23 protein-coding genes and 1 tRNA gene are annotated in these 25,815 nt (G+C 69.0%); 10 read left to right on the top strand and 14 right to left on the bottom strand.

From position 1 onward, the window contains the following. Positions 1 to 33: 33 nt before the first annotated feature. The 6 genes from FS845_RS03425 to FS845_RS03400 form a co-directional block, all read right to left on the bottom strand. Positions 34 to 657, bottom strand: coding sequence for a 50S ribosomal protein L25/general stress protein Ctc (locus FS845_RS03425; RefSeq protein WP_144630716.1), 624 nt, complete (start codon positions 655 to 657; stop codon positions 34 to 36). 147 nt (positions 658 to 804) lie between these two features. Beyond that, the gene (locus FS845_RS03420; RefSeq protein WP_066128841.1) at positions 805 to 1,755 is read right to left on the bottom strand and encodes a ribose-phosphate pyrophosphokinase; all 951 of its coding nucleotides are present in this window, start codon (positions 1,753 to 1,755) and stop codon (positions 805 to 807) included. Between the two features lie 131 nt (positions 1,756 to 1,886). Beyond that, positions 1,887 to 1,963 (bottom strand) — tRNA-Gln (locus FS845_RS03415). A gap of 1 nt (position 1,964) precedes the next feature. Then, positions 1,965 to 2,891, bottom strand: coding sequence for a 4-(cytidine 5'-diphospho)-2-C-methyl-D-erythritol kinase (gene ispE, locus FS845_RS03410; RefSeq protein ID WP_144630715.1), 927 nt, complete (start codon positions 2,889 to 2,891; stop codon positions 1,965 to 1,967). 87 nt (positions 2,892 to 2,978) lie between these two features. Beyond that, the gene (gene lolB / locus FS845_RS03405; protein ID WP_186332170.1) at positions 2,979 to 3,569 is read right to left on the bottom strand and encodes a lipoprotein insertase outer membrane protein LolB; all 591 of its coding nucleotides are present in this window, start codon (positions 3,567 to 3,569) and stop codon (positions 2,979 to 2,981) included. 2 nt (positions 3,570 to 3,571) lie between these two features. Continuing rightward, positions 3,572 to 5,428, bottom strand: a complete 1,857-nt coding sequence (locus FS845_RS03400; RefSeq protein WP_144630713.1) for a tetratricopeptide repeat protein — start codon at positions 5,426 to 5,428, stop codon at positions 3,572 to 3,574. A 30-nt stretch (positions 5,429 to 5,458) separates the two neighbouring features. On the opposite strand from FS845_RS03400, the gene mutM reads away from it, so the two are divergent. The 4 genes from mutM to FS845_RS03380 all read left to right on the top strand — a co-directional run bounded on the left by mutM (position 5,459) and on the right by FS845_RS03380 (position 9,417). Further along, positions 5,459 to 6,286, top strand: coding sequence for a bifunctional DNA-formamidopyrimidine glycosylase/DNA-(apurinic or apyrimidinic site) lyase (gene mutM / locus FS845_RS03395; protein WP_144630712.1), 828 nt, complete (start codon positions 5,459 to 5,461; stop codon positions 6,284 to 6,286). A 92-nt stretch (positions 6,287 to 6,378) separates the two neighbouring features. After that, a complete protein-coding gene (locus FS845_RS03390) occupies positions 6,379 to 7,332 on the top strand; it encodes an MBL fold metallo-hydrolase (RefSeq protein WP_144630711.1) in 954 nt (317 codons plus the stop codon). Positions 7,333 to 7,533: 201 nt separating this feature from the next. Then, complete coding sequence (locus tag FS845_RS03385; RefSeq protein WP_144630710.1) at positions 7,534 to 9,201, top strand: FAD-dependent oxidoreductase; 1,668 nt, start codon at positions 7,534 to 7,536, stop codon at positions 9,199 to 9,201. A 21-nt stretch (positions 9,202 to 9,222) separates the two neighbouring features. Continuing rightward, a complete protein-coding gene (locus tag FS845_RS03380; protein ID WP_144630709.1) occupies positions 9,223 to 9,417 on the top strand; it encodes a DUF2783 domain-containing protein in 195 nt (64 codons plus the stop codon). A 314-nt stretch (positions 9,418 to 9,731) separates the two neighbouring features. On the opposite strand, the gene FS845_RS03370 is transcribed toward FS845_RS03380, so the two are convergent. Next, positions 9,732 to 10,625, bottom strand: a complete 894-nt coding sequence (locus FS845_RS03370; RefSeq protein ID WP_144630707.1) for a LysR family transcriptional regulator — start codon at positions 10,623 to 10,625, stop codon at positions 9,732 to 9,734. Between the two features lie 189 nt (positions 10,626 to 10,814). Between FS845_RS03370 and FS845_RS03365 the strand changes: the two genes are divergently transcribed. Both FS845_RS03365 and FS845_RS03360 read left to right on the top strand, forming a co-directional pair. After that, entirely contained in the window at positions 10,815 to 11,810 is a 996-nt protein-coding gene (locus FS845_RS03365) for a Bug family tripartite tricarboxylate transporter substrate binding protein (RefSeq protein ID WP_144630706.1), read from the top strand. Between the two features lie 10 nt (positions 11,811 to 11,820). Further along, positions 11,821 to 13,053: an FAD-dependent monooxygenase gene (locus FS845_RS03360; protein ID WP_260986125.1), complete on the top strand. Its 1,233-nt coding sequence runs from the start codon at positions 11,821 to 11,823 to the stop codon at positions 13,051 to 13,053. Here the strand turns inward: FS845_RS03360 and FS845_RS03355 are convergent. Then, complete coding sequence (locus FS845_RS03355) at positions 13,026 to 13,982, bottom strand: LysR family transcriptional regulator (protein ID WP_144630705.1); 957 nt, start codon at positions 13,980 to 13,982, stop codon at positions 13,026 to 13,028. The genes FS845_RS03360 and FS845_RS03355 overlap by 28 nt on opposite strands. 144 nt (positions 13,983 to 14,126) lie before the next feature. On the opposite strand from FS845_RS03355, the gene hmgA reads away from it, so the two are divergent. From hmgA to FS845_RS03340, 3 genes are all read left to right on the top strand, one after another. After that, a complete protein-coding gene (gene hmgA / locus FS845_RS03350) occupies positions 14,127 to 15,425 on the top strand; it encodes a homogentisate 1,2-dioxygenase (protein ID WP_144630704.1) in 1,299 nt (432 codons plus the stop codon). Between the two features lie 43 nt (positions 15,426 to 15,468). Then, a complete protein-coding gene (fahA, locus tag FS845_RS03345; protein ID WP_144630703.1) occupies positions 15,469 to 16,782 on the top strand; it encodes a fumarylacetoacetase in 1,314 nt (437 codons plus the stop codon). Positions 16,783 to 16,910: 128 nt separating this feature from the next. After that, complete coding sequence (locus FS845_RS03340; protein WP_144630702.1) at positions 16,911 to 17,807, top strand: NAD(P)-dependent oxidoreductase; 897 nt, start codon at positions 16,911 to 16,913, stop codon at positions 17,805 to 17,807. A 24-nt stretch (positions 17,808 to 17,831) separates the two neighbouring features. Here the strand turns inward: FS845_RS03340 and FS845_RS03335 are convergent, their stop codons facing one another. From FS845_RS03335 to FS845_RS03310, 6 genes are read right to left on the bottom strand one after another with little or no spacing between them, the layout of a single operon-like run. Beyond that, positions 17,832 to 18,536 carry a nitroreductase gene (locus tag FS845_RS03335; RefSeq protein WP_144630701.1) on the bottom strand — a complete coding sequence of 235 codons (705 nt, stop codon included), beginning with the start codon at positions 18,534 to 18,536 and terminating at the stop codon, positions 17,832 to 17,834. After that, positions 18,521 to 19,321 carry an enoyl-CoA hydratase-related protein gene (locus FS845_RS03330; protein ID WP_144630700.1) on the bottom strand — a complete coding sequence of 267 codons (801 nt, stop codon included), beginning with the start codon at positions 19,319 to 19,321 and terminating at the stop codon, positions 18,521 to 18,523. Before FS845_RS03330 ends, FS845_RS03335 begins: the two co-directional genes overlap by 16 nt. Positions 19,322 to 19,333: 12 nt before the next feature. Next, entirely contained in the window at positions 19,334 to 20,338 is a 1,005-nt protein-coding gene (locus FS845_RS03325; RefSeq protein ID WP_260986124.1) for a Bug family tripartite tricarboxylate transporter substrate binding protein, read from the bottom strand. Positions 20,339 to 20,398: 60 nt separating this feature from the next. Then, positions 20,399 to 21,565, bottom strand: a complete 1,167-nt coding sequence (locus FS845_RS03320) for an acyl-CoA dehydrogenase family protein (RefSeq protein ID WP_144630699.1) — start codon at positions 21,563 to 21,565, stop codon at positions 20,399 to 20,401. Further along, a complete protein-coding gene (locus FS845_RS03315) occupies positions 21,555 to 22,946 on the bottom strand; it encodes a CaiB/BaiF CoA transferase family protein (RefSeq protein WP_144630698.1) in 1,392 nt (463 codons plus the stop codon). Before FS845_RS03315 ends, FS845_RS03320 begins: the two co-directional genes overlap by 11 nt. Beyond that, positions 22,943 to 24,805, bottom strand: a complete 1,863-nt coding sequence (locus FS845_RS03310; RefSeq protein ID WP_144630697.1) for an acyclic terpene utilization AtuA family protein — start codon at positions 24,803 to 24,805, stop codon at positions 22,943 to 22,945. Before FS845_RS03310 ends, FS845_RS03315 begins: the two co-directional genes overlap by 4 nt. Positions 24,806 to 25,023: 218 nt before the next feature. Between FS845_RS03310 and FS845_RS03305 the strand changes: the two genes are divergently transcribed. Further along, the gene (locus FS845_RS03305) at positions 25,024 to 25,785 is read left to right on the top strand and encodes an IclR family transcriptional regulator (RefSeq protein ID WP_186332137.1); all 762 of its coding nucleotides are present in this window, start codon (positions 25,024 to 25,026) and stop codon (positions 25,783 to 25,785) included. Positions 25,786 to 25,815 lie beyond the last annotated feature (30 nt).

Genomic DNA, 25,815 nt, shown 5'->3' with positions numbered 1-25,815 from the left:
AGAGGGCGCCGGAATGATCCGGCGCAAGTCTCATCAGGCGGCAGGCGTTTCTTCGCCGGCTTCGGCTTCCGGCTCGTCGCCAGCCGAACCGCCACCCTTGACCAGGGCCGAGGCCAGGACCGGGTTGGCATCGCCGCCGTGGGCGACGTAGGTCACGCCCTTGGGCAGCTTGACGTCGGCCAGGTGGATCGAGGCGCCGGCCAGCAGGTTGGCCAGGTCGACTTCGATGAACTGGGGCAGAGCGGCCGGCAGGCAGGTCACTTCCAGTTCGGTCACCACGTGGGTAATGACGGCGCTGTTGATCTTCACGGCGGGCGAGATCTCGGCGTTCAGGAAGTGCAGCGGCACCTTGGTGTGCAGGGCTTGCTTAGCATCGACGCGCTGGAAGTCGATGTGCATGACTTGCTGCTTGTAGGGGTGCCATTGCACGGCACGCAGCAGGACTTGCTCGGCCTTGCCGCCGTCCACTTCCATCTGCAGGATGGAAGCGTGGAACTCTTCCTTGCGCAGGGCGTGGTAGATGTCGTTGTGGTCGACTTCGATGTTCAGCGGGGCGGCCGTACCACCATAAACGATGGCAGGAACGCGACCCGCGTGGCGCAGGCGGCGGCTCGCACTCGAACCCTGGACGCTACGCGTAGTGGCAGTGAATTTCATGGAAAAACTCCGGAACGATGAATACGGCGCGGTGTTGCGTGACTGCGTGCGCCGGTGGAAATTTGCCAGGCGCGACATGCGCCTGGCATTGTTGCGAGCCGCCGCGACCAGCGGCACGCAAGACATTCGGGGTACTGGCTGCCGAGCTCAGTCGGCGAACAGCGAGCTGACCGATTCCGCGTTGGAAATGCGCAGGATGGTCTCGCCCAGCAGCGCCGCGCAGGACAGCTGGCGGATCTTGCCGCAGGACTGGCCTTGCTCGGACAGCGGGATGGTGTCGGTGACGACCAGTTCGTCCAGCTCGGAGGCTTCGATGCGCTCGATGGCGCCACCGGACAGCACCGGGTGGGTACAGTAGGCGTAGACGGCGCCGGCGCCGCGTTCCTTCAGGGCCTGGGCGGCCTTGCACAGCGTGCCGGCGGTGTCGACCATGTCGTCCATGATGATGCAGGTGCGGCCGTCGACCTCACCGATGATGTTCATCACTTCGGACACGTTGGCGCGCGGACGGCGCTTGTCGATGATGGCCAGGTCGGCTTCCAGCTGCTTGGCCAGCGCACGGGCGCGGACCACGCCGCCGATGTCGGGCGACACCACCACCAGGTTCTGGAAATTGCGGCGCCAGATGTCGCCCAGCAGGATCGGACCGGCGTAGATGTTGTCGACCGGGATGTCGAAGAAGCCCTGGATCTGGTCGGCGTGCAGGTCCATGGTGAGGACGCGGTCGACGCCGGCGACCTGCAGCATGTTGGCGACGATCTTGGCCGAGATGGCCACGCGCGCCGAGCGCGGACGGCGATCCTGGCGAGCATAGCCGAAGTACGGCATGGCGGCGGTGATGCGGCCAGCCGAGGCACGGCGCAGGGCATCGACCATCACCATGATTTCCATCAGGTTGTCGTTGGTCGGCGCGCACGTGGGCTGCAGCACGAAGACGTCCTTGCCGCGCACGTTCTCGTTGATCTCGACCATCACTTCACCATCCGAGAAGCGGCCGACGGTCATCTTGCCGAGGGACATGTCGAGATGGTTGACTACGTCCACGGCCAGCCGGGTGTTGGCCGTGCCCGTGAAAATCATGAAGCTGTCGTTTGCCATGACCATGATGCGGAATGCTTGTGTTTGTTTCGGGACGCGGACGATCGCGCGTGCGCAAAACGGATAAAACAAAAAAGCCGCTGAACCGTAGGTCGGAGCCCGAGTTCAACAGCTTTTTTATGTAATTTGGTTGGCTGGGGAGGAAGGATTCGAACCTTCGCATGCCGGAATCAAAATCCGGTGCCTTAACCAGCTTGGCGACTCCCCAACTATCTTGCAATCCAGTCCCGCAACGGATGTTCGACTAGACCGGCCGAGGCCTTGATCAACCGAAACTCCGGATGCGCTGGGCCGGTTGTTTTGCCAGCGACGCGCATTGTAGCGGTAATTTCCTTCTCTGCCAAAACGGCCTGTTGCAGCTGCGAAAACTCGGCATAGAGACAGGCGCCCGACCCTGACATGCGCACGTTGGCACACACCCGATCCTGCAACTGCACCTTCAACCGACCTTTCAACCAGTCGACACTTTCTTCGATTCGAGGATAGCGTCGAAAGACCGCGGGTTCCAGATCGTTCCTGCCGAAGGCAGAAGTTGGATCAAGAAGGAAGTCCGCCATTCTGATCGAACTTGAATCGCGTGTCAAATCGGGGGCGCGAAAAATATCGACCGTGGGCACGCTGGCGTCGGGTTGGGCCAACAGATACGCGGCCGGCGGCAGCGCCACGGCGCTGAGATCCTCGCCCACGCCCTGCGCGAAAGCGGACTGGCCGAACACGAACACGGGCACGTCGGCGCCCAGCGGCAAGGCCAGCGCCATCAGTTCGGCGCGCGACAGGCCGGTGTTCCAGAGGCGGTTCAGCGCGATCAGCGTGGTGGCGGCATCGCTGGAGCCGCCTCCCAGGCCGCCGCCCTGCGGGATGCGCTTCTGCAGGCCGATCTGCGCCCCCGCGCGCGTGCCGGTGGCCTGCTGCAGGGCTCGCGCGGCGCGCACGATCAGGTCTTGCTCCGGGGCTACGCCGGGCAGGTCGTAGGCGCGGGTGATCTGGCCATCGGCACGCAGGTCGAAATGCAGGGTGTCGCACAGATCGACGAAGCGGAACACCGTCTGCAGCAGGTGATAGCCGTCGGCGCGACGGCCGACGACGTGCAGGAACAGGTTGAGCTTGGCCGGCGCGGGAACGTCGTAGAGGGTCACGGGATGCGGGCCCGGGGCGGGGCCAGGTTAACGGATCGGATGCGCAACGGGCCGCCCGCGCGGGCGCGCAGGGCGCCCCGCGCGGCCTCAGGGCTGGTCGACCACCAGCCGCACGACGATGCGGCGCGTGTCTTCCAGGCGCTCGAGCACCAGCAGCTGCGGGCCTTGCGCGTCGTAGCGCGACAGGCGGGCCTGCCAGCCGCGCTGCGTGAAGGACGTGGGACGGCCCTGCGCGTCGCTTTCCAGCGCCTGCGGCGCGGGCTCGCCTGGTTGGCCGCGCAGCCAGTCGCGCAGGCCGCTGACCGGCACGGGACTGCCCAGCGCGTCTTCGGCCAGCGAATCGGGATCGGCCGCCTGCAGGCGCGTGCCGTTGGACCGCGTGAGCGTCGCGGCGCCAGGCTGGCCTTCCACGCGAGCCTCGGTGGAACCCAGCGGCGTGGTCAGGTCCAGCTGATAGCGGCTGCCGTCGTCGCGCCAGATGAAGCCACCTTGCACCGCCTGCTGCGTGCCGTCGGAGGTTTCCGTGGCCGTGATGGCGAAGCGCCCTGCGCGCGCGAACGCGTCCGCGGCGGGCTGGCCGGTGGGCTCGGGCACGGTGGCGCAGGCCGCAAGCGCCAGCAGCGCCACGCCGCCCGCCAGGCGCCGCCACGCGCGCCCGGCGATGACTGCCGCCGCCAGCCTCAAGGATGGACTCCCAGGCGCTTCAGGGTATCGAGCACCGTGGTGTTCTTGGCGTCCTTGCGATAGGCCGCGCGCAGCAGCTCGGTGGCGCGGTCCTGCTTGCCCTGCGCCCACAGCACCTCGGCCAGGTGCGCGGCGATGTCGGCCTCGGGGCGCGCGGCGTAGGCGCGCGACAGGTACTTCACGGCCTCGTCGGACTTGCCCTGGCGGAATTTGAGCCAGCCCATGCTGTCCAGGATGAATGGATCCTCGGGGGACAGCGACAGCGCCTTCTCTATGAGTTCCTGCGCCTCGGGCAGGCGCTGGTTGCGGTCGGCCAGCGTATAGCCCAGCGCGTTGTAGGCGTGGGCATGCTCGGGATCGAGTTCGATGACCTCGCGCAGCAGGCGCTCGAGTTCGTCGACGCGGCCCTGGCGCTCGTTCAGCATGGCCAGTTCGTACTTGATCTCGACCGTGTCGGGCAGCTCCTTGTCGGCCGCCTGCAGCGCCGCGATGGCCTGTTCGGGACGGTCGGCGTCGCGCAGGATCTGCGCGCGGGCCAGCACGCCCTGCATGCGTTCTTCGTCGTCCTGAGGATCGGCGGCGTCGATCATCGCCAGCGCGTCGTCGACGCGGCCCTGCTTGGCGCGCAGCGCGGCCTGGCGCATGTGCGCGGCATAACGCATGGTGGGATCGTCGATGCCGGACAGTTCGTTGATGGCGTCGTCGTAGCGGCCCTGGTCCTCGGCGATGCGCGACAGCAGCACGTGCGCGTCGGTGGCCGCCGCGCCGGCATCGGTGGCGCCGGGCGCGGTGGCCTGTTGGCGCTGGTCCTGCACCTCGAGGTATTGCTGCAGCAGCGTGCGGGCCTGGTCGAGGTGGCCGGCGCGATAGGACAGCTGCGCCTGCATGAACAGCAGGTCGAAGTCTTCCGGCGAGCGGCGCGACATGGTCTGCAGCTCGGCCAGCGCGGCGTCGTATTCGCCGCGGTCGGCCAGCAGGCCGGCCAGCAGCAGGCGCAGCTTGCGGGCGTCGGGATTGCGCTGGATGAAGGCCCGCGCGTCGGCCTCGGCACGCACCGGATCGGCCTTGGCGCCGTATTCCAGCACGCGCTGCGCCGCGGGTTCGGATTTGGGATCGGCAGCCAGCGCGGCGCGCGCCTCGGTGGCGGCGCGGACGTCGTCGCCGGCGGCGTGCGCCACGTCGGCCAGCGCCAGGTGCGCGGTGGGCAGCTTGCGGACCTTTTCGCTGAATGCGTCGTCCAGGATGCGCAGCGCCAGGCGGCGGTCGGTCAGGCGGCCCAGGATGCCCATTGCCTGGGCGATGGCGGCGGTCTTGTCGCTGGCATTGTCGATGCGCTGGCGCAGCGCCTGCGACAGGCCCTGCGTCTGGCCATTGGCGGCCGCCAGCGCGAGCTCGGTCGAGGTGGCCTCGGTATCGTACGGCGCCAGGCGCGACCAGGTGCGGGCCGCTTCCAGCGCGCCCGGCAGGTTGCCGCCGGCCAGCTGGAATTCGAGCGCGCGGTGCGCGATGCGCGGATCGCCCGTCTCGCGCGAGAGGTTCACCAGCGTGGTGGCCGCGGTGCCGAACAGGCCGCGCTGCGCGGCGATTTCGGAGGCCATCAGGCGATAGAGGATGTCCCCCGTGAGCGACACGTAGGGCAACTGGCCCGGCCGCAGGCGGATGACCTCGGTTTCGGGGCCGCGGGGCGGCAACAGCCTGGGTCCGGCGGCGTCCCGGGGACGCACCTCGGCGGCCTGGGCCGGCATGCCTGCCTGCAACCCCGCCAGCGCCAATGCCAGCGCGGCGAATCCGACTTTGATTGGTTTATGCGACAACTTCACGCAGCCTGTCCGGTTGATGGCACAATCGCCCATTACGTTTGCTTGATCTTACCTCACTGGCTCATGCCGGAACTGCCCGAAGTCGAAACCACGCGCCGAGGCATCGACGCCGTCATGACGGGCCAGACGCTGCGCCGCCTGGTCGTGCGCGAACCGCGCATGCGCTGGCCCATCCCCGCCGACCTTCCCGATCTCGTTGCCGGCCGCCCGGTGCTCGAATGCGCGCGCCGCGGCAAGTACCTGCTGCTGCGCTTCGACCATGGCACGCAGATCGTGCACCTGGGCATGTCGGGCTCGCTGCGCCGTGTGCCCGACGGCGAGCCGCCGCGCAAGCACGACCACGTGGAATGGATCTTCGACCACGCCGTGCTGCGGCTGCACGACCCGCGCCGTTTCGGCGCGGTGCTGTGGCATCCCCAGGCCGACGGCCCCATCGAGACCCACCCCCTACTGGCCAACCTGGGCATCGAGCCCTTCGATCCGCGCTTCGACGGGCGCTGGCTGCACGACCAGTTCCGCGGCCGCGGCGTCGCCGTCAAGCAGGCCCTGCTGGCGGGCTCCGCGGTGGTGGGCGTGGGCAACATCTACGCCTCCGAGAGCCTTTTCCGTGCGGGCATTGACCCGCGCACGCCGGCCCAGCGCGTCTCGCGTCCGCGCTGCGAACGCCTGGCGCAGGCGATCCGGGCCACGTTGGCCGACGCCCTGGCCTCGGGCGGCAGCACGTTGCGGGACTACGTGGGCGCGGGCGGCGAACCGGGCAGCTACTTCACCATCCATGCGGCGGTCTACGAACGCGGCGGCCTGCCGTGCCGGGTGTGCGGCACGCCCATCCGCCGCCTGGTGCAGGGCCAGCGCGCCACTTACTTCTGCCCGGTGTGCCAGCGACGCTGATTCGTCAATAGCAAACGTATTGCACAAAAACGAATGCCAAGCTATATTGGCCTCCATCCGCACGTCTATAACTACAGTGGAAGGAGTCAATCATGAGCAAGCAATTCGCGTCGCACGGCGACCTGGAAGACAAGGTCGCTTCGTTCGAGAAGCTGTCGGACAATGCCTATGCCTACACGGCCGAGGGCGATCCCAACACCGGCGTCATCGTCGGCGACGAGGCCGTCATGGTGGTCGACACGCAGGCCACGCCGGCCATGGCGCAGGACGTCATCCGCCGCATCCGCGAAGTCACCGACAAGCCCGTCAAGTACATCCTGCTGTCCCACTACCACGCCGTGCGTGTGTTCGGCGCGTCGGCCTACGGCGCCCAGGAGATCCTGGCCAGCCGCGACACCCGCGACCTGATCGAAGAGCGCGGCGAGCAGGACAAGGCCAGCGAAATCGGCCGTTTCCCCCGCCTGTTCCGCAACGTCGAGACCGTTCCGCCCGGCCTGGTGTGGCCCACCATGACCTTCAAGGGCGAGATGACGGTGAACCTGGGCAACCTGGAAGTGAAGCTGCTGCAAGTCGGCCGCGGCCACACCAAGGGCGACACCATCGCCTGGCTGCCCGAGCAGAAGATCCTGTTCGCGGGCGACCTGGTCGAATACCAGTCCACGCCCTACTGCGGCGATGCGTACTTCCGCCAGTGGCCCGTCACGCTGGACGCGCTGGCCGCCTTCGGCGCCGATAAGATGGTGCCGGGCCGCGGTCCTGCGCTGAAGAGCGCCGAAGAAGTGCGCCAGGGCCTGGCCGGCACGCGTGCCTTCCTGACCGACCTGTATGCCATCGTCAACCGCGGCGTGGCCGACGGCCAGGACCTGAAGACCATCTATCGCCAGGCCTACGATTTCATGAAGCCGCGCTACAGCGAATGGGTGATCTTCGATCACTGCATGCCGTTCAACGTCTCGCGCGCCTACGACGAAGCCACTGGCCACGACGACCCGCGCATCTGGACGGACAAGCGCGACGTCGAGATGTGGAAGCAGTTGGAAGGCTGATTTCCCGGCCCGGCGCGGGTCATCGCACCACGGCTTTGCAGCCCATGCCGATGCGGCGATCCGCCGCGCCGCGCATGAACGCGTGAGCGCATGAGCGCCCGCGTGCCGCCCGCGGCGCGCCGCGGGCGGCGTTCCGGTCGCCAGGCCCGCGCCGGCCATGAGAATCGAACAAGAAACCGCCACCGAGCGGGAGAGAGACACGTGGAAGACATCGATTACCAGGCGATGGAGTTCGCCTATGCGCGCTGTCCGGACCAGGACGGCGGCGCCTTGGCCGCGCATCCCGCGGTGGTGGTGGGCGCGGGCCCGGTCGGCCTGAGCACCGCGCTGGACCTGGCCCGCCAGGGCGTGCGCGTGCTGGTGCTGGACGACGACTGCCGGCTGTCGACGGGTTCGCGCGCCATCTGTTTCTCCAAGCGCACGCTGGAGATCTGGGATCGCCTGGGCACCGGCCAGCGCATGGTCGACAAGGGCGTGTCGTGGAACGTGGGCAAGGTGTTCTTCCGCGACCAGCAGGTGTGGAAGTTCGACCTGCTGCCCGAGGCCGGCCACCAGCGCCCGGCCTTCATCAACCTGCAGCAGTACTACGCCGAGGGCTATCTGCTGGAGCGCGCGCGGGCCGAGCCGCTGATCGAGCTGCGCTGGAAGAACAAGGTGACCGCGGTGGCGCAGGACGACGCGGGCGTGGACCTTACGGTAGAAACGCCCGACGGCCCCTACACGCTGCGCGCGCAATGGCTGGTGGCCTGCGATGGCTCGCGCTCGCCGGTGCGCCGGCAGCTGGGCCTGGAAAGCCGTGGCCGCATCTTCCGCGACCGCTTCCTGATCGCCGACGTGAAGATGACGGCCGACTTCCCCGCCGAACGCTGGTTCTGGTTCGACCCGCCTTTCCATCCCGAGCAGTCGGTGCTGCTGCACATGCAGCCGGACAACGTCTGGCGCATCGACTTCCAGCTGGGCTGGAACGCCGACCCCGTCGAGGCCGTGAAGCCCGAGAACGTGCTGCCGCGCATCCGTGCGCTGCTGGGCCAGGACGCGCAGTTCGAACTGGAATGGGTCAGCGTGTACACCTTCGCATGCGAACGCATGGACCGGTTCCGCCATGGGCGCGTGCTGTTCGCGGGCGATTCGGCGCATCGCGTGTCGCCCTTCGGCGCGCGCGGCGCCAACAGCGGCGTGCAGGACGCCGAGAACCTGGCCTGGAAGCTGAAGCTGGTGCTGGCCGGGCATGCGCCCGCCTCGCTGCTGGACAGCTACTGCCAGGAACGCGAGTACGCGGCGGACGAGAACATCCGCAACTCGTCGCGTTCCACTGATTTCATCACGCCCAAGAGCGAGGCCAGCCGCGTGCTGCGCAACGCCGTGCTGAACCTGGCCAAGGAGCATCCCTTCGCCCGCACGCTGGTCAACAGCGGGCGGCTGTCGGTGCCGGCCACCTATGCCGATTCGCCGTTGAACACGCCGGATACGGTGGACTTCGCCGGCCGCATGCGGCCCGGCGCGGTGGCCGCCGACGCGCCCGTGCGCCATGCCGGCCAGGACGGCTGGTGGCTGCCGCACCTGGGCAACGATTTCGTGCTGGCGCTGTTCTGCGGCGACAGTGGGCCGGACGACGCGACGCGTGCCGCGCTGGACGGACTGGCGCATGCCCCCGTGCCGGTGCGCACGGTGTTGATCGGCTCGAATGCGGACGACGCCGTGCAGGATGCGCAGGGCGTACTGGCGCAGCGCTACGACGCCCAGCCGGGCACCTGCTACCTGATCCGTCCGGACCAGCACGTGGCCGCCCGCTGGCGCGCCTTCGATCCCGCCGTGGTGAGCGACGCCCTGCGGCGCGCCACCGGCATCCCGGCCGGCAAGGCCCACTGACCGCCGCACGGAGCGCATCGCATGCCCCTGATCATCGAACCCAACCTGCCCGCGCCGGACGACTTCTATGAAGTGCTGATCGACGCGCACCGCGACCTGTCGCCCGCGCAAAGCCAGGAAATGAACGCGGCGCTGGTGCTGCTGCTGGCCAATCACATCGGTGATACGGCCGTCGTGACGGAAGCGCTGGAACGGGCGCGCGCGTCGGTGCTGTAGGCGGTGGGAAGAACACCTTACTGATCTACTCGCGGTACATCAGCCGGCATTTGACCGGCTACGTCACGCAACGGAAATTCGGCGAATCGCCCCGCAAGGGCCAGGCAATTCGCTGGCCATTCCTGCAAGGCATTTCTACGTATCAGTCCGGCGATCCAGCGGCTTTTCGACATGCCGCTGGCTCTTGCAGCACCCTCGACCAAGGTACGTGTCGCATCGTCGAGATAAAGCGAAATTCGGGGCATGGGTTTTGCTTTCCAATCGCATATTTGGAACTATATGTGCGACTGGCCCACCGGCGCTAATCGTGCGGGCTAACGGTCATCCCTCATATACCCCACCGCCACCGCCCTGAACTCCTCACGGAACTGAACGATCTGCGCGGGCTCGGGCCGGCCGGCCCGCGTGATGCAGTAGTAGTCCAGCGGGGCCAGCGGCTCGATGGGCACGAGCCGCACGCGCCAGCGGCTGCCCGCCACGGCCGCGAACGAGGGCACCACGGCTTCGCCCAGGCCGGCTTCCACCATGGCGAGCACCGTCTCCAGGTGCGTCACCATCCGCCGCGATCCGGCGTCGGACAGCCCGACGTGGCGATCCACCATTTTCTGGATGGCGTTCTCGGCGGGCAGCGAGATCAGGCGGGCGGGATCGATGTCGCGCCAGCGCGCCCGCTCCCTGCCCTTGCCCTGGCCCTGCGCCACGGCCAGCATCAGCCGGGAAGGGAACACCGAGGTGCGGCGTATACCCGACACGCGCGAGAAAAAGGCGCCGAACCCGGCGTCCAGTTCGCCGCGCTCGACGCACTGCTGGATGACGTTGCGGTCGACGTCGGCGACGTCGACGCGGGTGTCCGGCACGCGCAGCTGGAAGCGGCGCAGGACTTCCGGCATGACGCTGGAGGCGATCAGCGGGGTCACCCCGACCTTGATGCGGTCGGCCGGCGCCGACAGCGTGCCCAGTTCGCCCAGCGTGCGGCCCAGCTCATGCACCGCGCGCTCGGCCACGGGCAGCAGCCGCTGGCCTGCCTCCGTCAGCCGGACGGCGCGCGTGGTGCGCTCGAACAGCCGGCAGTCAGCCTGCTCTTCAAGCTCGCGGATCATCGCGCTGAGCCCGGCCTGGGTGATGTGCATGTGTTCGGCCGCGCGCGTGAAACTGCCCTGGCCGGCCACGGCAAGAAAGGCGCGCAACTGGCGGAAGGAGAAATTCATGGCGTGCCCTGGCATTCCGGATGCCGCCGATATTAACAACGATCTCTTATCAATCCATCAAATACTGTGCTTTCACTTGTTCATCGGGTTTTGGTGAAATGCACGGACGCCCTCGTGCGCATACCAATTCCAAACACACTGACACATCGCCACGGCGTTTGCGCGCCGACGGCGCAGGAGACCACCGCGATGCCTCATTCCCCGTCCCCCCTACGTTCGCGCCTGCGGTTCGCCGCCGGCATGCTGCTGGCCGGCGCCATGCTGGGCGTCAGCGCCGTGGCCGGCGCGCAGGGCTTCCCGACGCGCCCGATCACGCTGGTGGTGCCGTTCCCGCCGGGCGGCCCCACTGACAGCAGCGCCCGTTTGTTCGGCAAGGTCATGGCCGACAAGCTGGGCCAGCCCGTGGTGGTGGAAAACCGCGCCGGCGCGGGCGGCAGCGTGGGCACGGCCTACGTGTCGCGCGCCCAGCCCGACGGCTACACCCTGCTGTGGGGCGGCACCAGCAGCATCGTCGTGGCGCCCGCGCTGTACACCAACCTGCAGTACGACCCGATCAAGTCGTTCACCCCCATCGGCATGGCGGTGCGCGGTCCGCTGATCCTGGTCAGCCGTCCCGAACTGCCCGCCAAGACCCTGGACGCGCTGCTGACCCAGGCGCGCGGCAAGGAAATGACCGTGGCCAGCGCTGGCACCGGCTCGATCGGCCACCTGACCGCCGAACTGCTCAAGAGCACGACCGGCACCCAGCTGCTGCACATCCCGTACCGGGGCGGCGCGCCGGCCCTGGCGGACGTGATGGGTGGCCAAGTGGAACTGCTGTTCGACACCGTGACGCTGCTGTACCCGCAGATCACGGCCGGCAAGCTGCGCGCCTACGCCGTCACCGGCAGCGCGCGCTACCCCCGCCTGCCCGATGTGCCCACGGTGGCCGAGGTCACCGGCAAGCCTTTCGAGGCCTATTCGTGGTTCGGCCTGATGGCGCCCGCCGGCACGCCCGACGAGGCGGTGAAGAAGCTGACCGATGCCCTGGCGGCCGGCGCCCGCGATGGCGGCGTCACCCGGGAAATGGAAACCCTGGGCCTGGAGCCCGTGGGCGGCACCGCGCAGGCCTTCGCGCAGTCCATCCGCACCGACCTGGACAAGTGGACGCAGGTCGTTCGCCAGGCCAACGTCAAACCCGAGTAAGCAACACGTGATGATGAAAGACCCCGCTTCCTCCGCTGGCACGAACCGCTCCAGCAGACCTTCCATCCTGATCGCCGGAGCCGGCCTGGGCGGCCTGACCGCCGCCCTGGCGCTGCTGCGGCGCGGCTATCCGGTTCGCGTGCTGGAACAGGCCGCCGAACTGCGCGAGATCGGCGCCGGCATCCAGCTCAGCGCCAACGCCAACCGCGCGCTTTATCAGCTGGGACTGGGCGATGCCCTGGCGGAGGTGGCGGGCAGCACGTCGGGCAAGCGCATCCGCCTGTGGAGCACCGGCCAGACCTGGCCGCTGTTCGACCTGGGCGGCGAGTCGGTGCAGCGCTACGGCTATCCGTACCACACCATCTACCGCGCCGACCTGCACCGCGTGCTGGCCGACGCGGTGCTGGCGCTGGATCCGCAAGCCATCGTGCTGGGCACGCGCGTGACCTCGCTGGAACAGGATGCCGACGGCGTGACGGTGCGCCTGGCCGACGGCACGCCCTACTGCGCGGACCTGATGATCGGCGCGGACGGCGTGCACTCGTGCGTGCGCAACGCGCTGTTCGGTTCGGACCACGCCACCTTCTCCGGCACGGTGGCCTGGCGGGGCGTCATCCCCGCCGCCAAGCTGCCGGCGCACCTGCGCGAACCCTATGCCGTGAACTGGGTGGGGCCCGGCGCGCACGTCATCCACTACCCGCTGCGACGCGGCGAGCTGGTCAATTTCGTGGGCATCCTGGAACGCGACGACTGGCAGGTCGAATCGTGGACCGAGCGCGGCACCGTGGCCGAATGCCAGGCCGATTTCGCCGGCTGGAACGAGGACGTGCAGACGCTGATCCAGGCGCTGGACGAGCCCTACAAATGGGCCCTGATGCTGCGCGAACCGCTGCCGCAATGGACCGTGGGCCGCGTCACGCTGCTGGGCGACGCCTGCCATCCCACGCTGCCCATGCTGGCGTCGGGCGCGGCCATGGCCATCGAGGACGGCTACGTGCTGGCGCGCGCGCTTGACGAAGTGGCCGATCCGCTGGAGGCCCTGCAGCGCTACGAGGCGGCCCGCAAGGAGCGCACTGCCCGCGTGGTGCGCGGCTCGGCCGAGAACGCCAAGCGCTTCCACAACCCCGCCCTGGCCCATGCCGAAGGCGCGGCGCAGTACGTGGAGCGCGAATGGAGCGAATCGCGCGTGCGCGAACGCTACGAGTGGCTGTTCACCTACAACGTGGACGAAGCGCCCATCTGACGGCGCGCCGCCGGGCCGGCCGGCTCGGCGTACAGATCCACGATCAGCCCGCGCAGCCACAGGCTGCCGCCGTCGCGCTGGAAGCGCCGCTGCCAGTACAGATTGGTCTGCAGCGGCGGCACGCGCAGCGGCGGCGCCAGCATGCGCAGGCCGAAGCGCGGCGCGGCGCTGGCCGCCAGCTTGGCGGGCACGGTGGCCAGCAGGTCTGTGGCGGCCAGGATGTACGGCACCGCCGAGAAATGCGGGACGCTGAAATGTCCCTGCAGCGCGATGCCGGCCGCCTCCAGCGCCTGGTTCACCTGCCCGTAAGGCGCCGCGCGCGACACCGCCAGGTGGCTTTGCGCGCGGAACGCCTTCAGGCTCATGCCCTCGTGCGCATGCGGATGGCCGTCGCGGAACAACGTCATGTAGCCCTGCCGGAACAGCATGCGTTGCACCACGTCGCCGCCCAGGTCGTCGAACGCCCCCACCGCCAGGTCGATGCGGCCGGCCTCCAGTTCGCGCTGCAGCTCGGCGCCGCCCGCGCGTACGGAATCGATGCGTACGCCCGGCGCGCGCTGCGCGCAGGTTTCCATCAGGCGCGGCATGAAATGGATCTCGCCCACATCGGACATCGCGATGCGGAAGCGCCGCACGCTGGCCGAGGGGTCGAACACCTCGTCCGCCTCCAGCATGCGCGTCAGCAGGCCCAGCGCCTCGCCCACGGGGCCGGCCAGCCGCTCGGCCAATGGCGTGGGCAGCATGCCCTGGCCGGTACGCACGAACAGGTCGTCGCCCAGCGATTCGCGCAGGCGGCGCAGCGCATTGCTGACGGCGGGCTGCGTGAGGTCGAGCCGGCGCGCCACGGCGGACAGATTGCGCAGTTCGAGCAGGTGCTGGAACACCACCAGCAGGTTCAGGTCCAGGCGGCGCAGGTCGGCGACGGGCATGGCGTCCACTATTCACAAAATTTATAGCCTGTATTTTTGCATTCCCGTAGCCATATGTCATGGGATTGCCGACAATGGCTGCATAACCATCCCTGCAAAAGGCCGGGCGCCGCGCGCGATCCGCCCTCCCCCGGAGGCAAGACCATGTCCCTGCAATACCAGTCCGGCTTCGGCAACGACTGCGCCACGGAAGCGCTGCCCGGCGCCCTGCCCGAAGGCCGCAATTCGCCGCAGCAGTGTCCGTACGGCCTGTACGCCGAGCAGCTGTCGGGCACGGCCTTCACCGCGCCGCGCGCCGAGAACCGCCGCTCGTGGCTCTACCGCATCCGGCCCGGCGTGACGCACCTGCCGTTCACGCCGTTCGAACACGTCATGCACTGGGTCAGCGACTTCGGCAAGGCGCCGGTGCCGCCCAACCAGATGCGCTGGGGCGCGCTGCCCGAACCCGAAGGCCCCACCGACTTCATCGAAGGCATGCACACCTGGGGCGGCAACGGCTCGCCCGACGAGCAGGGCGGCGTGGGCATCCAGCTGTATGCCGCCAACCGCTCGATGCAGGGCCGCTTCTTCTACGACGCCGACGGCGAGCTGCTGATCGTGCCGCAGCAGGGCCGCCTGCGCCTGGCCACCGAGCTGGGCCTGATCGAGCTGGAGCCGCAGGAAATCGCCGTGATCCCGCGCGGCATACGGTTTCGCGTCGAACTTCCCGACGGCACCGCCCGCGGCTACGTGCTGGAGAACTTCGGCGCCCCGCTGCGCCTGCCCGAGCTGGGCCCGATCGGATCCAACTGCCTGGCCAACGCGCGCGACTTCCTCACGCCGCATGCCTGGTACGAAGACGTGGAAGGCGACTTCGAACTGGTCGCCAAGTTCTCGGGCGGCTTCTGGCGCGCCGCCATCGACCATTCGCCGCTGGACGTGGTGGCCTGGCACGGCACGCATGCGCCGTACAAGTACGACCTGCGCCGCTTCAACGCCGTGGGCTCGATCAGTTTCGACCATCCCGATCCCTCGATCTTCACGGTGCTGACCTCGCCGTCCGACACCCCGGGCACGGCCAACATGGACTTCGCCATCTTCCCGCCGCGCGTGCTGGCGATGGAGAACACGTTCCGTCCGCCCTGGTTCCACCGCAACGTGGCCAGCGAATTCATGGGCCTGATCCACGGCGTGTACGACGCCAAGGCCGAGGGCTTCGTGCCCGGCGGCGCCAGCCTGCACAACTGCATGAGCGGCCACGGCCCCGACGCCGAGACCTTCGAGAAGGCCAGCCACGCGGACACCAGCAAGCCGCATTACATCCGCGATACGATGGCCTTCATGTTCGAGACGCGCCGGGTGATCCGCCCCACCGCGCACGCGCTGGCCGCGCCGCAACTGCAGCACGAGTACTACCGTTGCTGGCAGGACCTGGCCAAGCATTTCAATCCCGCGCAGCGCTGAAGCCAGCGCCGCCGCACACGCCTGACGACGAGACAACGCATCCATGAGCCAGTTGAACGAAACCCACGACCCCGCGCACAAGAGCTGGGTCGCCAGCGCCAACCAGCCCGACAGCGGCTTCCCGCTGCAGAACCTGCCGTATGCGGCCTTCCGCCGCCGCGGCGCGCAGGAAGCGACGCGCCCCGGCGTGGCCATCGGCGACCAGATTCTGGACCTGGCCGCGCTGGCCGCGCTGCGCCCGTTCGACGGCACCGCGGCCGCTGCCCTGGCCGCCTGCACCGGCGAACGCCTGAACGCGCTGATGGCCCTGGACCGCGCCCACTGGAGCGCGCTGCGCCTGGCCCTGTCGCGCGCGCTGCGCGAGGGCTCGCCGCTGCAGGGCAGGATCGAACCGCTGCTGGTGCCGCAGGACCAGGCCGAGTACGTCACGCCGGCCCACATCGGCGACTACACCGACTTCTACATCTCGGTGCACCACGCCACCGCCGTCGGCCGCCAGTTCCGCCCCGACAATCCCCTGCTGCCCAACTACAAGTGGGTGCCCATCGGCTATCACGGCCGAGCCTCCAGCATTGGCGTGGCGCAGCAGTTCCCGCGTCCGGTCGGCCAGCAGCGCCCCGCCGCCGAAGGCGAGGCGCCGCAGTTCGGCCCGTGCAAGCGGCTGGACTACGAGCTGGAGCTGGGCGTGTTCATCGGCCAGGGCAATGCGCAGGGCGAGCGCGTGGCGCTGGCCGACGCCGACGACCACGTGTTCGGCCTGTGCATCCTGAACGACTGGTCCGCACGCGACATCCAGGGCTGGGAATACCAGCCGCTGGGACCCTTCCTGTCCAAGAACTTCGCGTCGACGATCTCGCCATGGGTGGTCACGATGGAAGCGCTCGAGCCCTTCCGCACGGCCTGGAAGCGCGCCGAAAGCGAGCCGCAGCCGCTGCCCTACCTCGACTCGCCGCAGGTGCGCGCCGAAGGCGCCTACGACCTGAAGATGGAAGTGCTGATGACCACCGAGCAGTCGCGCGCGCAGAAGCAGCCGGCCGCCAGGCTGTCGGGCAGCAACTTCCGCGACGCGTACTGGAACATCGCGCAGCTGGTCACGCACCACACCGTCAACGGCTGCAACCTGCAGCCGGGCGACATGCTGGGCACGGGCACGCTGTCGGGACCTAGGCCCGACGAGGCCGGTTCGATGCTGGAACTGAGCGACGGCGGCAAGACCCCGCTGTCGCTGCCCTGGGGCGAGCAGCGCACCTTCCTGCAGGATGGCGACCAGATCATCATCCGCGCGGAATGCGTCAAGCCGGGCTATCCGCGCATCGGCTTCGGCGAATGCGTGGGCACGGTGCTGCCGGCGCGCTGACCGGCCCGTGCCGCGGGCTGCCGCAGCGCGGCGGCCCTGCCCGAATCGCGCCCTGCACCGCAGGGCGTTTTTCATGGCGCCCAGGTCCTGATTTATGCTTCCTCGATCCACCACGAGAGGAGACAAACATGACTGCCACGAGCAAGACCCGGATCGGCATGATAGGCGTGGGCCTGATGGGCCACGGCATCGCCATCAACATCGTGCGCCGCGGCGGCTATCCGCTGACGCTGCTGCGCCACGCCGGCAACCAGCCGGTGGACGACCTGCTGGCCGAGGGCGCACGGCAGGTCGACAGCGCGGCCGAGGTCGCGCGCCGGTCCGACGTCGTCATTCTTTGCGTGACGGGCACGCCGCAGGTCGAGGACGTGCTGTTTCAGGCCGATGGGGTGCTCTCAGGCCTGCAGCCGGGCGCCGTCGTCATCGATTGCTCCACCGCCATCCCAGCCTCCACCCTGAAGGTGGCCGACGCCGTGCACAAGGCCGGCGGGCTGTTCCTGGACGCGCCCATGACGCGCACGCCGAAGGAAGCCGCCGAGGGCCGGCTGAACCTCATCGTGGGCGGCGATCGCGAACTGTTCGAACGCTGCAGGCCCATCCTGCAGAGCTATGCGGAAAACATCGTGCACGCCGGCCCCATCGGCGCGGGCCATCGCCTGAAGCTGCTGCACAACTACGTGTCGCTGGGCTTCTCGGCGGTGCTGGCCGAGGCGGCGGCGTGCGCCGAGCGCGCGCAGGTCGACCCGGCGGTGCTGATCGAGATCCTGGCCAAGGGCGGCGGCGACGGCGTGGTGCTGGGACGCATGCGGCCCTACATCGAATCGGGCGATTCCTCGGGCTTTCGCTTCACGATCTCGAATGCGCTGAAGGACATGGGCTACTACACCCGGATGGCGCAGGACACCGGCGCGCCGCACGAGGCGGCCGACGCCATCCGCCGCACCTACGAATCCGCCAGCAAGGCCGGCATCGACCAGGCGCCGGTGCCCGAGATCATCGAGTTCCTGGCGGGCAAGCGGACGTGAACCCGCACCCTTGGCGGGGCCGCGTCAGGCCGCATCGCCATGGAAGACGGCGAACTCGGACAGCGGCGCCCTCGCGGTGCGGATCCGGTTGATCGGATGATCGACGTCGGCATAGCCCAGCGCCATGCCGGCAAATACCATCCAGTCGGGCGGCAGGTCCAGCAGGCGGCGCAGCGTGTCTGGCCATTGCGCCCAGACTTCCTGTGGACAGGTCGCCAGTCCGCGCTCGGTGGCCAGCAGCATCAGCGTCTGCATGTACATGCCCACGTCCGACCACTGCGGCGCGCCGAAATGCCTCGGCACGCAGAAGAACAGGCCGCACGGCGCGCCGAAGAAGCGCGCGTTGTCTTCCAGCATGCCGCGCAGCGTGGCGGGGTCGCGGTCCCGCGCGCCGAGCGCCGCATAGCGCTGCGCGCCCGCCTCGCGGCGCCGGGCGCGGTAGGGTTCGGCCAGGCCTGCCGGATAGACGGCGTATTCGGCAGGCTCCACGCCGGGTTCGGCCAGCCGCAGCGTCATCGCGCCGGTGAATGCCCGCAAAGCGGCGCCCGTCAGGACGTGCACGCGCCACGGCTGCAGATTGCCTCCGGACGGCGCGCGCGCGGCGAGTTCCAGAAGCTCGCGCAGCAAAGCCGGTTCGACGGCGCGGGCCAGGTAGCGCCGCGCGGCGGCGCGACGCCGCACCGCCTGCGTCACGGACAGCCCGCCTGGCTGCCCTAGCGTCCCGTCCATGCGGCCGCCCGCTTGTCCTGGAACGCTGCCAGGCCCTCGCGGGCGTCCTGCGTGCTGGCCATCGCGGTCACCATCACCTGCGCATACTCCCATCCCTCGTTCAGGCTCATGTCCCGCATGGCATGGAACGCCTGCTTGCCCAGGCGGATGGCGGTGGGCGACTTGTCCACGATGCGGTCCAGCAGCCATTGCATCCGCTCGTCCAGCTCGGCGCGCGGCACGGCGTAGTTCACGATGCCGAGTTCCAGCGCCTGCCCGGCGGTGTACGGCTCGCCGGTGATGCACATCTCCAGCAGCTTGCGCTGCGGCACCACGCGCAGCATGTCGGGCAGGATCATCATGGGGACCAGGCCGATCTTGGTTTCGGGCGTGCCGAACAGGGCGTCGTCCGCGGCCACCGCCATGTCGCAGGCGCACAGCAGCCCGAATCCGCCCGCCATCACGTGCCCGTTGACGCGCGCGACGATGGGCAGGCGGCATTGCTGGAAGATGCGGAACAGCGCCACCAGGTAATGGCGGGGCTGCGCGTAGTCGACCTCGAACGCGAAGCCCTCGGTGTGCCGCGCCAGATCGGCGCCGGCGCAGAAGGCGCGGTCGCCGGCGCCGGTCAGCACGATGGCCCGGCACTCGGGATGCGCCTCGGCCGCGCGGATCGCATCGCCCAGGCGCCGCACCACGCCCGCATTCAGCGCGTTGCGGCGCTCGGGCCGGTTGATGGTGATCCATTGCACGGCCCCGCGCATCTGCACCAGCAGGTCGTCCTCGTCGCGTCGTTGCTCAGACATGTCGTCTTCTCCTCAATCGATCTTGGCGCCGGAGAAGGCCACCACTTCGCCCCACTTCTTGATCTCGGCGGCCATGTACGTGGCGAACTCCTGCGGCGTTCCGCCCAGCGGCTTGTACCCCATGTCCACCAGCTTCGCCTTGAAGGCCGGCGTGGCCAGCGCCTGGTTCACCGCTTCGTTGACCTTGCGCACGATCTCGGCCGGCGTGCCCTTGGGCGCCAGCAGGCCCATCCACGTGGCGGAGGCGAGTTCGGGATAGCCCAGTTCCTTGGTCGTGGGCACGCCCGGCAGCACGCTGGACCGCGCGTCGTCCATGACCGCCAGCGCGCGGACGCGGCCGTCCTGCACCAGCGGCGCGATGGCCGTGGAGCCCGGGAAGGCGACCTGCAGGCGGTTGCCGATCAGGTCGGAGAACACTCCCGACGGCGCCGTGTACGGCACGTGCACCATCGCCACGTCGAAACGCTTCTTGAACATCTCGCCGGACAGATGCCAGGAACTGCCGCTGCCGGTCGAGCCGAAGTTCAGCGTGTTCGGATGCTGCTTCGCGTACTCGCGCAGCGCATTGACATCCTTGGGCGGCAATTGCGCGTTCACGGCGATGACGTTGGGGATGGAGCCCACCAGCACGATGGGTTCGAAGTCCTTCTGCGGATCGAAGGGCTTGGAGTGGTACAGCGTGACCGCCGAGACCAGCGTGCCCGTCCACGAGAACAGCAGCGTGTCGCCGTCGGGCGCCGCCTTGGCGGCCAGGGAGGCGCCGACGTTGCCGTTAGCCCCGGGCCGGTTCTCGACCACGAAGTTGGCGCCCAGGCGCTTGCCGAGTTCTTCGGCCAGCAGGCGCGCCAGGGGATCCGAGCTTCCGCCAGGGCCGGCGGGAATGATGATGCGCACCGGCCGCGACGAAGGCCACTGCGCCGCGGCGGCCGCCGCGGCGTACGCGGATGCGGCCAGCGCAAGCAGCAGGATCCCGGCGCTGCGCAGCGTCCGGGCGGACAGTCTGTGAAAGGCATGCATGGTTGTCTCCTCCGACCTGATCTTTTGTGTGTTTTCAGGATTCGGGATGCGCCAGGTCGTTCAGTATGACTTGGGCTGCCCGAGCACTCGTTCCGCGATGTACGACATGATCATCTCGCGGCTGACGGGCGCGATGCGGGCGATCATGATTTCCCGCAGATAGCGCTCGACGTGATACTCCTTCGCGTAGCCGAAGCCGCCGTGCGTCAGGATGGCCCGCTCGCACGCATGGAATCCCGCCTCGGCCCCCAGGTACTTGGCGGCGTTCGCCTCGGCGCCGCACTCCTTGCCGGCGTCGTAGCGGTGCGCCGCCTTCAACATCATCAGGTTGGCGGCCTCGAGCTCCATCCAGTTCACGGCCAGCGGATGCTGGATGGACTGGTTCTTGCCGATCGGCCTGTCGAACACGACGCGCTCGCGGGCGTACTCGGACGCCCGCTCGAGCGCGGCGCGCCCGATGCCGACCGCCTCGGCGGCAAGCAGGATGCGCTCCGGATTCATGCCGTGCAGGATGTACTTGAAGCCTTCGCCCTCCTGGCCGATGCGATCCTCTTCGGGAATCTCCAGGCCGTCGATGAACAGCTCGTTCGAGTCCACCGCCTTGCGTCCCATCTTCTCGATCAGCCGCACGTCCACCCGGCTGCGGTCGAGGTCGGTGTAGAACAGCGTCAGGCCGTGGCTGTGGCGCTCGCATTCTTCCAAGGGCGTGGTGCGCGCCAGCAGCAGGATCTTCTGCGCCACCTGCGCCGTCGAGATCCAGACCTTCTGGCCATGCACGACGTAGCGGCCGCCTTCCTTGCGGGCGAAGGTCTTGAGCTGCGTGGTATTCAGGCCGGTATTGGGCTCGGTGACGCCGAAGCACGCCTTGACCTCGCCGCGGATCATGGGCGGCAGGATGCGCTGCTTCTGCTCCTCGGTGCCGAACACCACCACGGGCATCAGTCCGAACAGATTGATGTGGAACGAGGCGCAGCCCGACATGCAGGCGCCCGTCTGGGCGACCGCCTGCGTCATCAGCGCCGCCTCGGTGACGCCGAGCCCCGATCCCCCGTACTCCTGCGGAATGGCGATGCCCAGCCAGCCGGCCTGGGCCATCGCCTGGTAGAAATCGTCGGGAAAGCCGCCCTGCGCGTCGCGCTGCAGCCAGTAATGGTCGTCGAAGCGCGAGCACGTGCGGCGCACGGCCTCGATGATGGCCTGCTGGTCGTCGGTCAGTTCAAAGTCCACCTTGGGTCTCCGTGGGTTGCGTGTCGACGGTGTCCCGCAGGACGCCGTCGGCCACCAGGCGATCGATGGCCGCCTCGTCGAATCCGGCTTCGCGCAGAACCTCGCGGCCATGCTGCCCATGCTCGGGCGCGGGCCGGGTGCTGCCGGGCTGCGTGCGCGACCAGCGGCTGCCATGGCGCATGGTGCGCAGCGTGCCCAGCGTGGGATGCCGTTCGGTGCCGAAGAAGCCCGTCGCGGCCAGGTGCGGGTCTTCGAAGATGCTTTGCAGGTCGTGCACCGGCATGGCCGGGATGTCCGCCTGTTCGAACAGCGCCAGCCATTCCTCGGTGCCGCGTTCGGCCAGGACGGCCTCGAGCTCGGCGTACAGGGCATCGACGTGCTCGGTGCGGGTGGCCAGGCTCGCCAGCCGCGGATCGGCCGCCATGTCGGCCTCGCGGCCCAGCATGCGGTAGAAGGCGCGCCAGTGCTTGTCGGTGTAGACCAGCGCGCAGACATAGCCGTCGCGCGTGCGGTACGGACGCCGGCTGCGCGACAGCAGCCGCGAGTAGCCGCCCTGGTCCAGGGCCGGCTCGTACGACAGCCCGGACAGGTGGTCGGACAGCACGAATCCCACCATCGTCTCGAACATCGGCACGTCGATGCGCTGGCCCAGGCCGCTGCGCTGCCGTTCGATCACCGCGGCGAGGATGGCGCTGACGGCGCTGAGCCCAGTGATACGGTCCACCATCGCCAGCGGCACATACCGGGGCGCGCCATCCTGGGCCCGCGCCGTGATGGCCGCAAGCGTCGAGGCGCCCTGTATCAGGTCGTCGTAGGCAGGCTTGGCGGCATAGGGCCCGTCTTGCGCATAGCCGAACACCCCAGCGTAGATGATGCGCGGGTTGACCTCGCGCAGCGTCTCGTAATCGAGGCCCAGCCGCGCCATGGCCTGCGGCCGGATGTTGTAGACCAGCGCGTCGCTGTCGCGCGCCAGGCGCAGCAGCGCCTCGCGGCCCGCGGGCTGCTTCACGTCCAGCGCCACGCTGCGCTTGCTGCGGTTGGTGTTGACGAAGACGGGCCCCATGCCCGCGCGCGGCGCGGGCCCGATCAGGCGCACGATATCGCCGTCGGGCGATTCGATCTTGACCACGTCCGCGCCCATGTCGCCCAGCAGCTGCGTGGCGTAGGGCCCCATCAGGACGGAGGTCATGTCGAGGATGCGCAGGCCTTCCAGCGGGCGGACCGGCGGGCGGGCCTGGTCCCCTGCGTGCTGCGCACTCACTGGTGTACCTTCGTGCTGCGCACTCCGGTATTCGCCCTTGAGGCGGCTCGGCGGGCTCACTGGTGTACCTTCGTGCTGCGCACTCCGGTATTCGCCCTTGAGGCGGCTCGGCGGGCTCATGCCAGCACCTCCTCTTCCGGCACCAGGCCGCTGGCCAGCCATGCCGCGGGTATGCGCATGGGGAAGTCGAGCAGGATCTCCGCGTGAGCCTTGCCCTGCGGGTCGTAGCGCAGCGAAGCCACGCCGCCGCCGCCCAGGGCGCGATGCAGCAGGTAGTTGAACCCGGCCAGTCCCGGCCATTCGTGGCGCGTCACCTCGCCGCCCACCAGGTGGGCCATGTAGTCGCGCACCTGCCGCTCGGTCAGTTGTTGGCGGATCAGATCCAGGAACTCGGGCTTGCGCGCCAGCACGGCGATGTTCGAGATGTCGCCCTTGTCGCCGCTGCGCGCATGCGCCAGGCTGGCCAGGGGCACCATGCGGGTGTCGCCGCCCTCCTGCGGCCCGCCGGCCGCCGCGCTTGCCGCGTCGGCCCGCGTGGCCGACGCGGGGTCGGCTGCGCCATCCGGCACCGCGCCCGCCGCGGCCTGGCCTGTGCCCGGCGCGGCAAGCAGCCGCACCTCGGTTCCCACGACCAGGCTGACGGGCACCGCGTCCAGGGGAACCAGGAAAGAGAACAGCCGCACGACGGGTTGGACCTTGGGCCGCCCGCCGAACACGCCAGCCACGCCCTGCACGGTGCTGGTCGACGTGGGAAAGATCTCTCGCGCGAACACGTCGAGAGCCGCGGCGGTGGCATGCCGGGCCGCCACCTTGAGCACGACCTCGCGGGTGTGCGCGGTGCGCGCATGCGGTCCATAGCCGTCCTCGGCCCCGAGCACTTCGACGGACGTCTCGCTGAAAGGCGCCATGCCCTGCCGCGCCAGCACGGCGGTGGCGCGGCCCAGGATGGCGCGCGCCACCGCGCGCGCCTTGTCCACGGCGTCGCGGCCGCGCACCAGCACCGTGGCCAGGCAGCGGAATCCATCGGCATGGGTCGCGCTGACCTTGTACGTGCCGGACGCGGGACGGCCCCGCGCCCCGCGCACCAGGACCTGGTCCGGGCCTGCCGGGTCGACCCGCACCTCGGACCAGTCGCAACACACGTCCGGCAGGCGGTAGCAACGCGGATCGCCGGTCTCATAGGTGATCTGCTCGGCCACCGATTGGCACGTGACGGCGCCGCCCGTGCCGGGCGGCTTGGTCACCACGAAACTGCCGTCCGCATGGCAGAGGGCCACCGGAAATCCGATGTCGGCCCAGCCCTCTTGCGTGCTGCGCCAGTCGGTGGCGAAGCCGCCCGTGCACTGGGGGCCGCATTCCAGCACGTGGCCGGCCAGCGAGCCCGCGGACAACAGGTCGGCGCGATCACGGGTCCAGCCGAATTCGTGGATCAACGGCCCCAGCGCCAGCGCGCTGTCGACGCAGCGGCCGGTGATGACGATGTCGGCGCCCTCGTCCAGCGCGGCCGCGATGGGAAAGGCGCCGAGGTAGGCGTTGGCGGACAGCAGGGCGTCGGGCAGCGCCTGGCCGCTGAACATCTCGCGCAGTCCCTGCGCGCGCCACTGTGCGGTCTGCGGCAGCACGTCGTCGCCCTGCACGGCAACGACTTTCAGCGCGACGCCCTGGCGCGCCAGTTCCTGCTCGACGGCCTGCTTGCAGGCCAGCGGATTCACGCCGCCGGCGTTGACCACCACCTTGATGCGCCGCTCGGCCAACGCACGGGCGTGCACGGCGATGACCTGCGTGACGAAGTCGGTGGCGTAGCCCGCGGCCGGGTCCCGCGCCTTCATCTTCGCCAGGATGGACATCGTCACCTCGGCCAGGTAGTCGAGGATCAGATAGTCGATTTCGCCATAGGCGACGAGCTGCCGCGCGCCTTCGGGGGTGTCGCCCCAGAAGCCCGCGCCGCAGCCGATGCGCACAACGCTGTTGCTGGACATGTCTACCTCCGTCTGCGTTGCATGGCCGCCGCGTAGCGGCGGTCCGTTCAACGTGTGTTCTTATATCGGAATATGTATTTTTATATAGGAATTCTAGGCGCGCGTGCTAAATTCCGTCAACCCTGTGTTTCACGCATCCCTCACTCGCAATGCCATCGATAGAGCGCCCTGCCGGCGACGACGAACGCGTACCGCCGCCCCGCGCCCCGCTGCGCGTCATGCAGATCGTTAACGAGCTGGCGATCAGCGCCGACGGCCTGTCGCTGGTGCAGTTGAGCGAACGCCTGCAGTTGCCCAAGACCAGCCTGTTCAGCCTGCTGCGCTCGCTGGAGGCCGGCGGCTACGTCGAATCGGCCAATGGCCATCACCGCCTGGGACCGGCGTCCTACGAGATGGCCGCGATCATCCAGGAGCGCAACGGCTTTCCGGCCAACGTGCGCTCTCTGCTCGAGCAACTGCACGGCGCCAGCGAGGAGACGGTCATGCTGGCGGTGCCGCAAAGGGACGGCGCCGAACTGGTGTACGTGGCGGTCATCGAATCGGACAGCTGGCTGCGGTTTCGCGCCAGCGTCGGCGCGCGCAGGCCGCTGCATGCGGCGTCCACGGGGCTGGTGATGCTGGCGTTCTCGACGCCCGCGCAGCAGCAGGCCTATGCGGCCAGGGCCGCGATGGAACCGGTGACCGCGAACTCGCTTACCAGCCGCAAGGCCTTGCTGGACGAGTTGAAGAAGACCCGAGCGCAAGGGTATGTGATGCGGGTCAGCGGCTCCGTGGAAGGCGCCACCGGATTGGGCGCGCCCGTGTTCGGCCGCGACGGCGCGCTGGTGGCCGCCGTCGGCCTGGCGGGCCTGACCGTGCGCCTGGAACGCAACGCGGAACGCCTGCTGTCGCTGATCCTGCAGGCCGGCGAGCAGATGTCGCGCAAGCTGGGCTACGGCGGCGACTACCCGCCCGCCGCGGGGCACGACAAGCCCGCCTGACGCGGCTCGCGCCCTTGCGCGAAAGCCCCG

Origin of the sequence: Bordetella genomosp. 13 (genome assembly GCF_007679965.1) — a bacterium.
Taxonomy (GTDB): domain Bacteria; phylum Pseudomonadota; class Gammaproteobacteria; order Burkholderiales; family Burkholderiaceae_B; genus Bordetella.
This window is presented reverse-complemented; position numbering and strand designations above follow the sequence as displayed.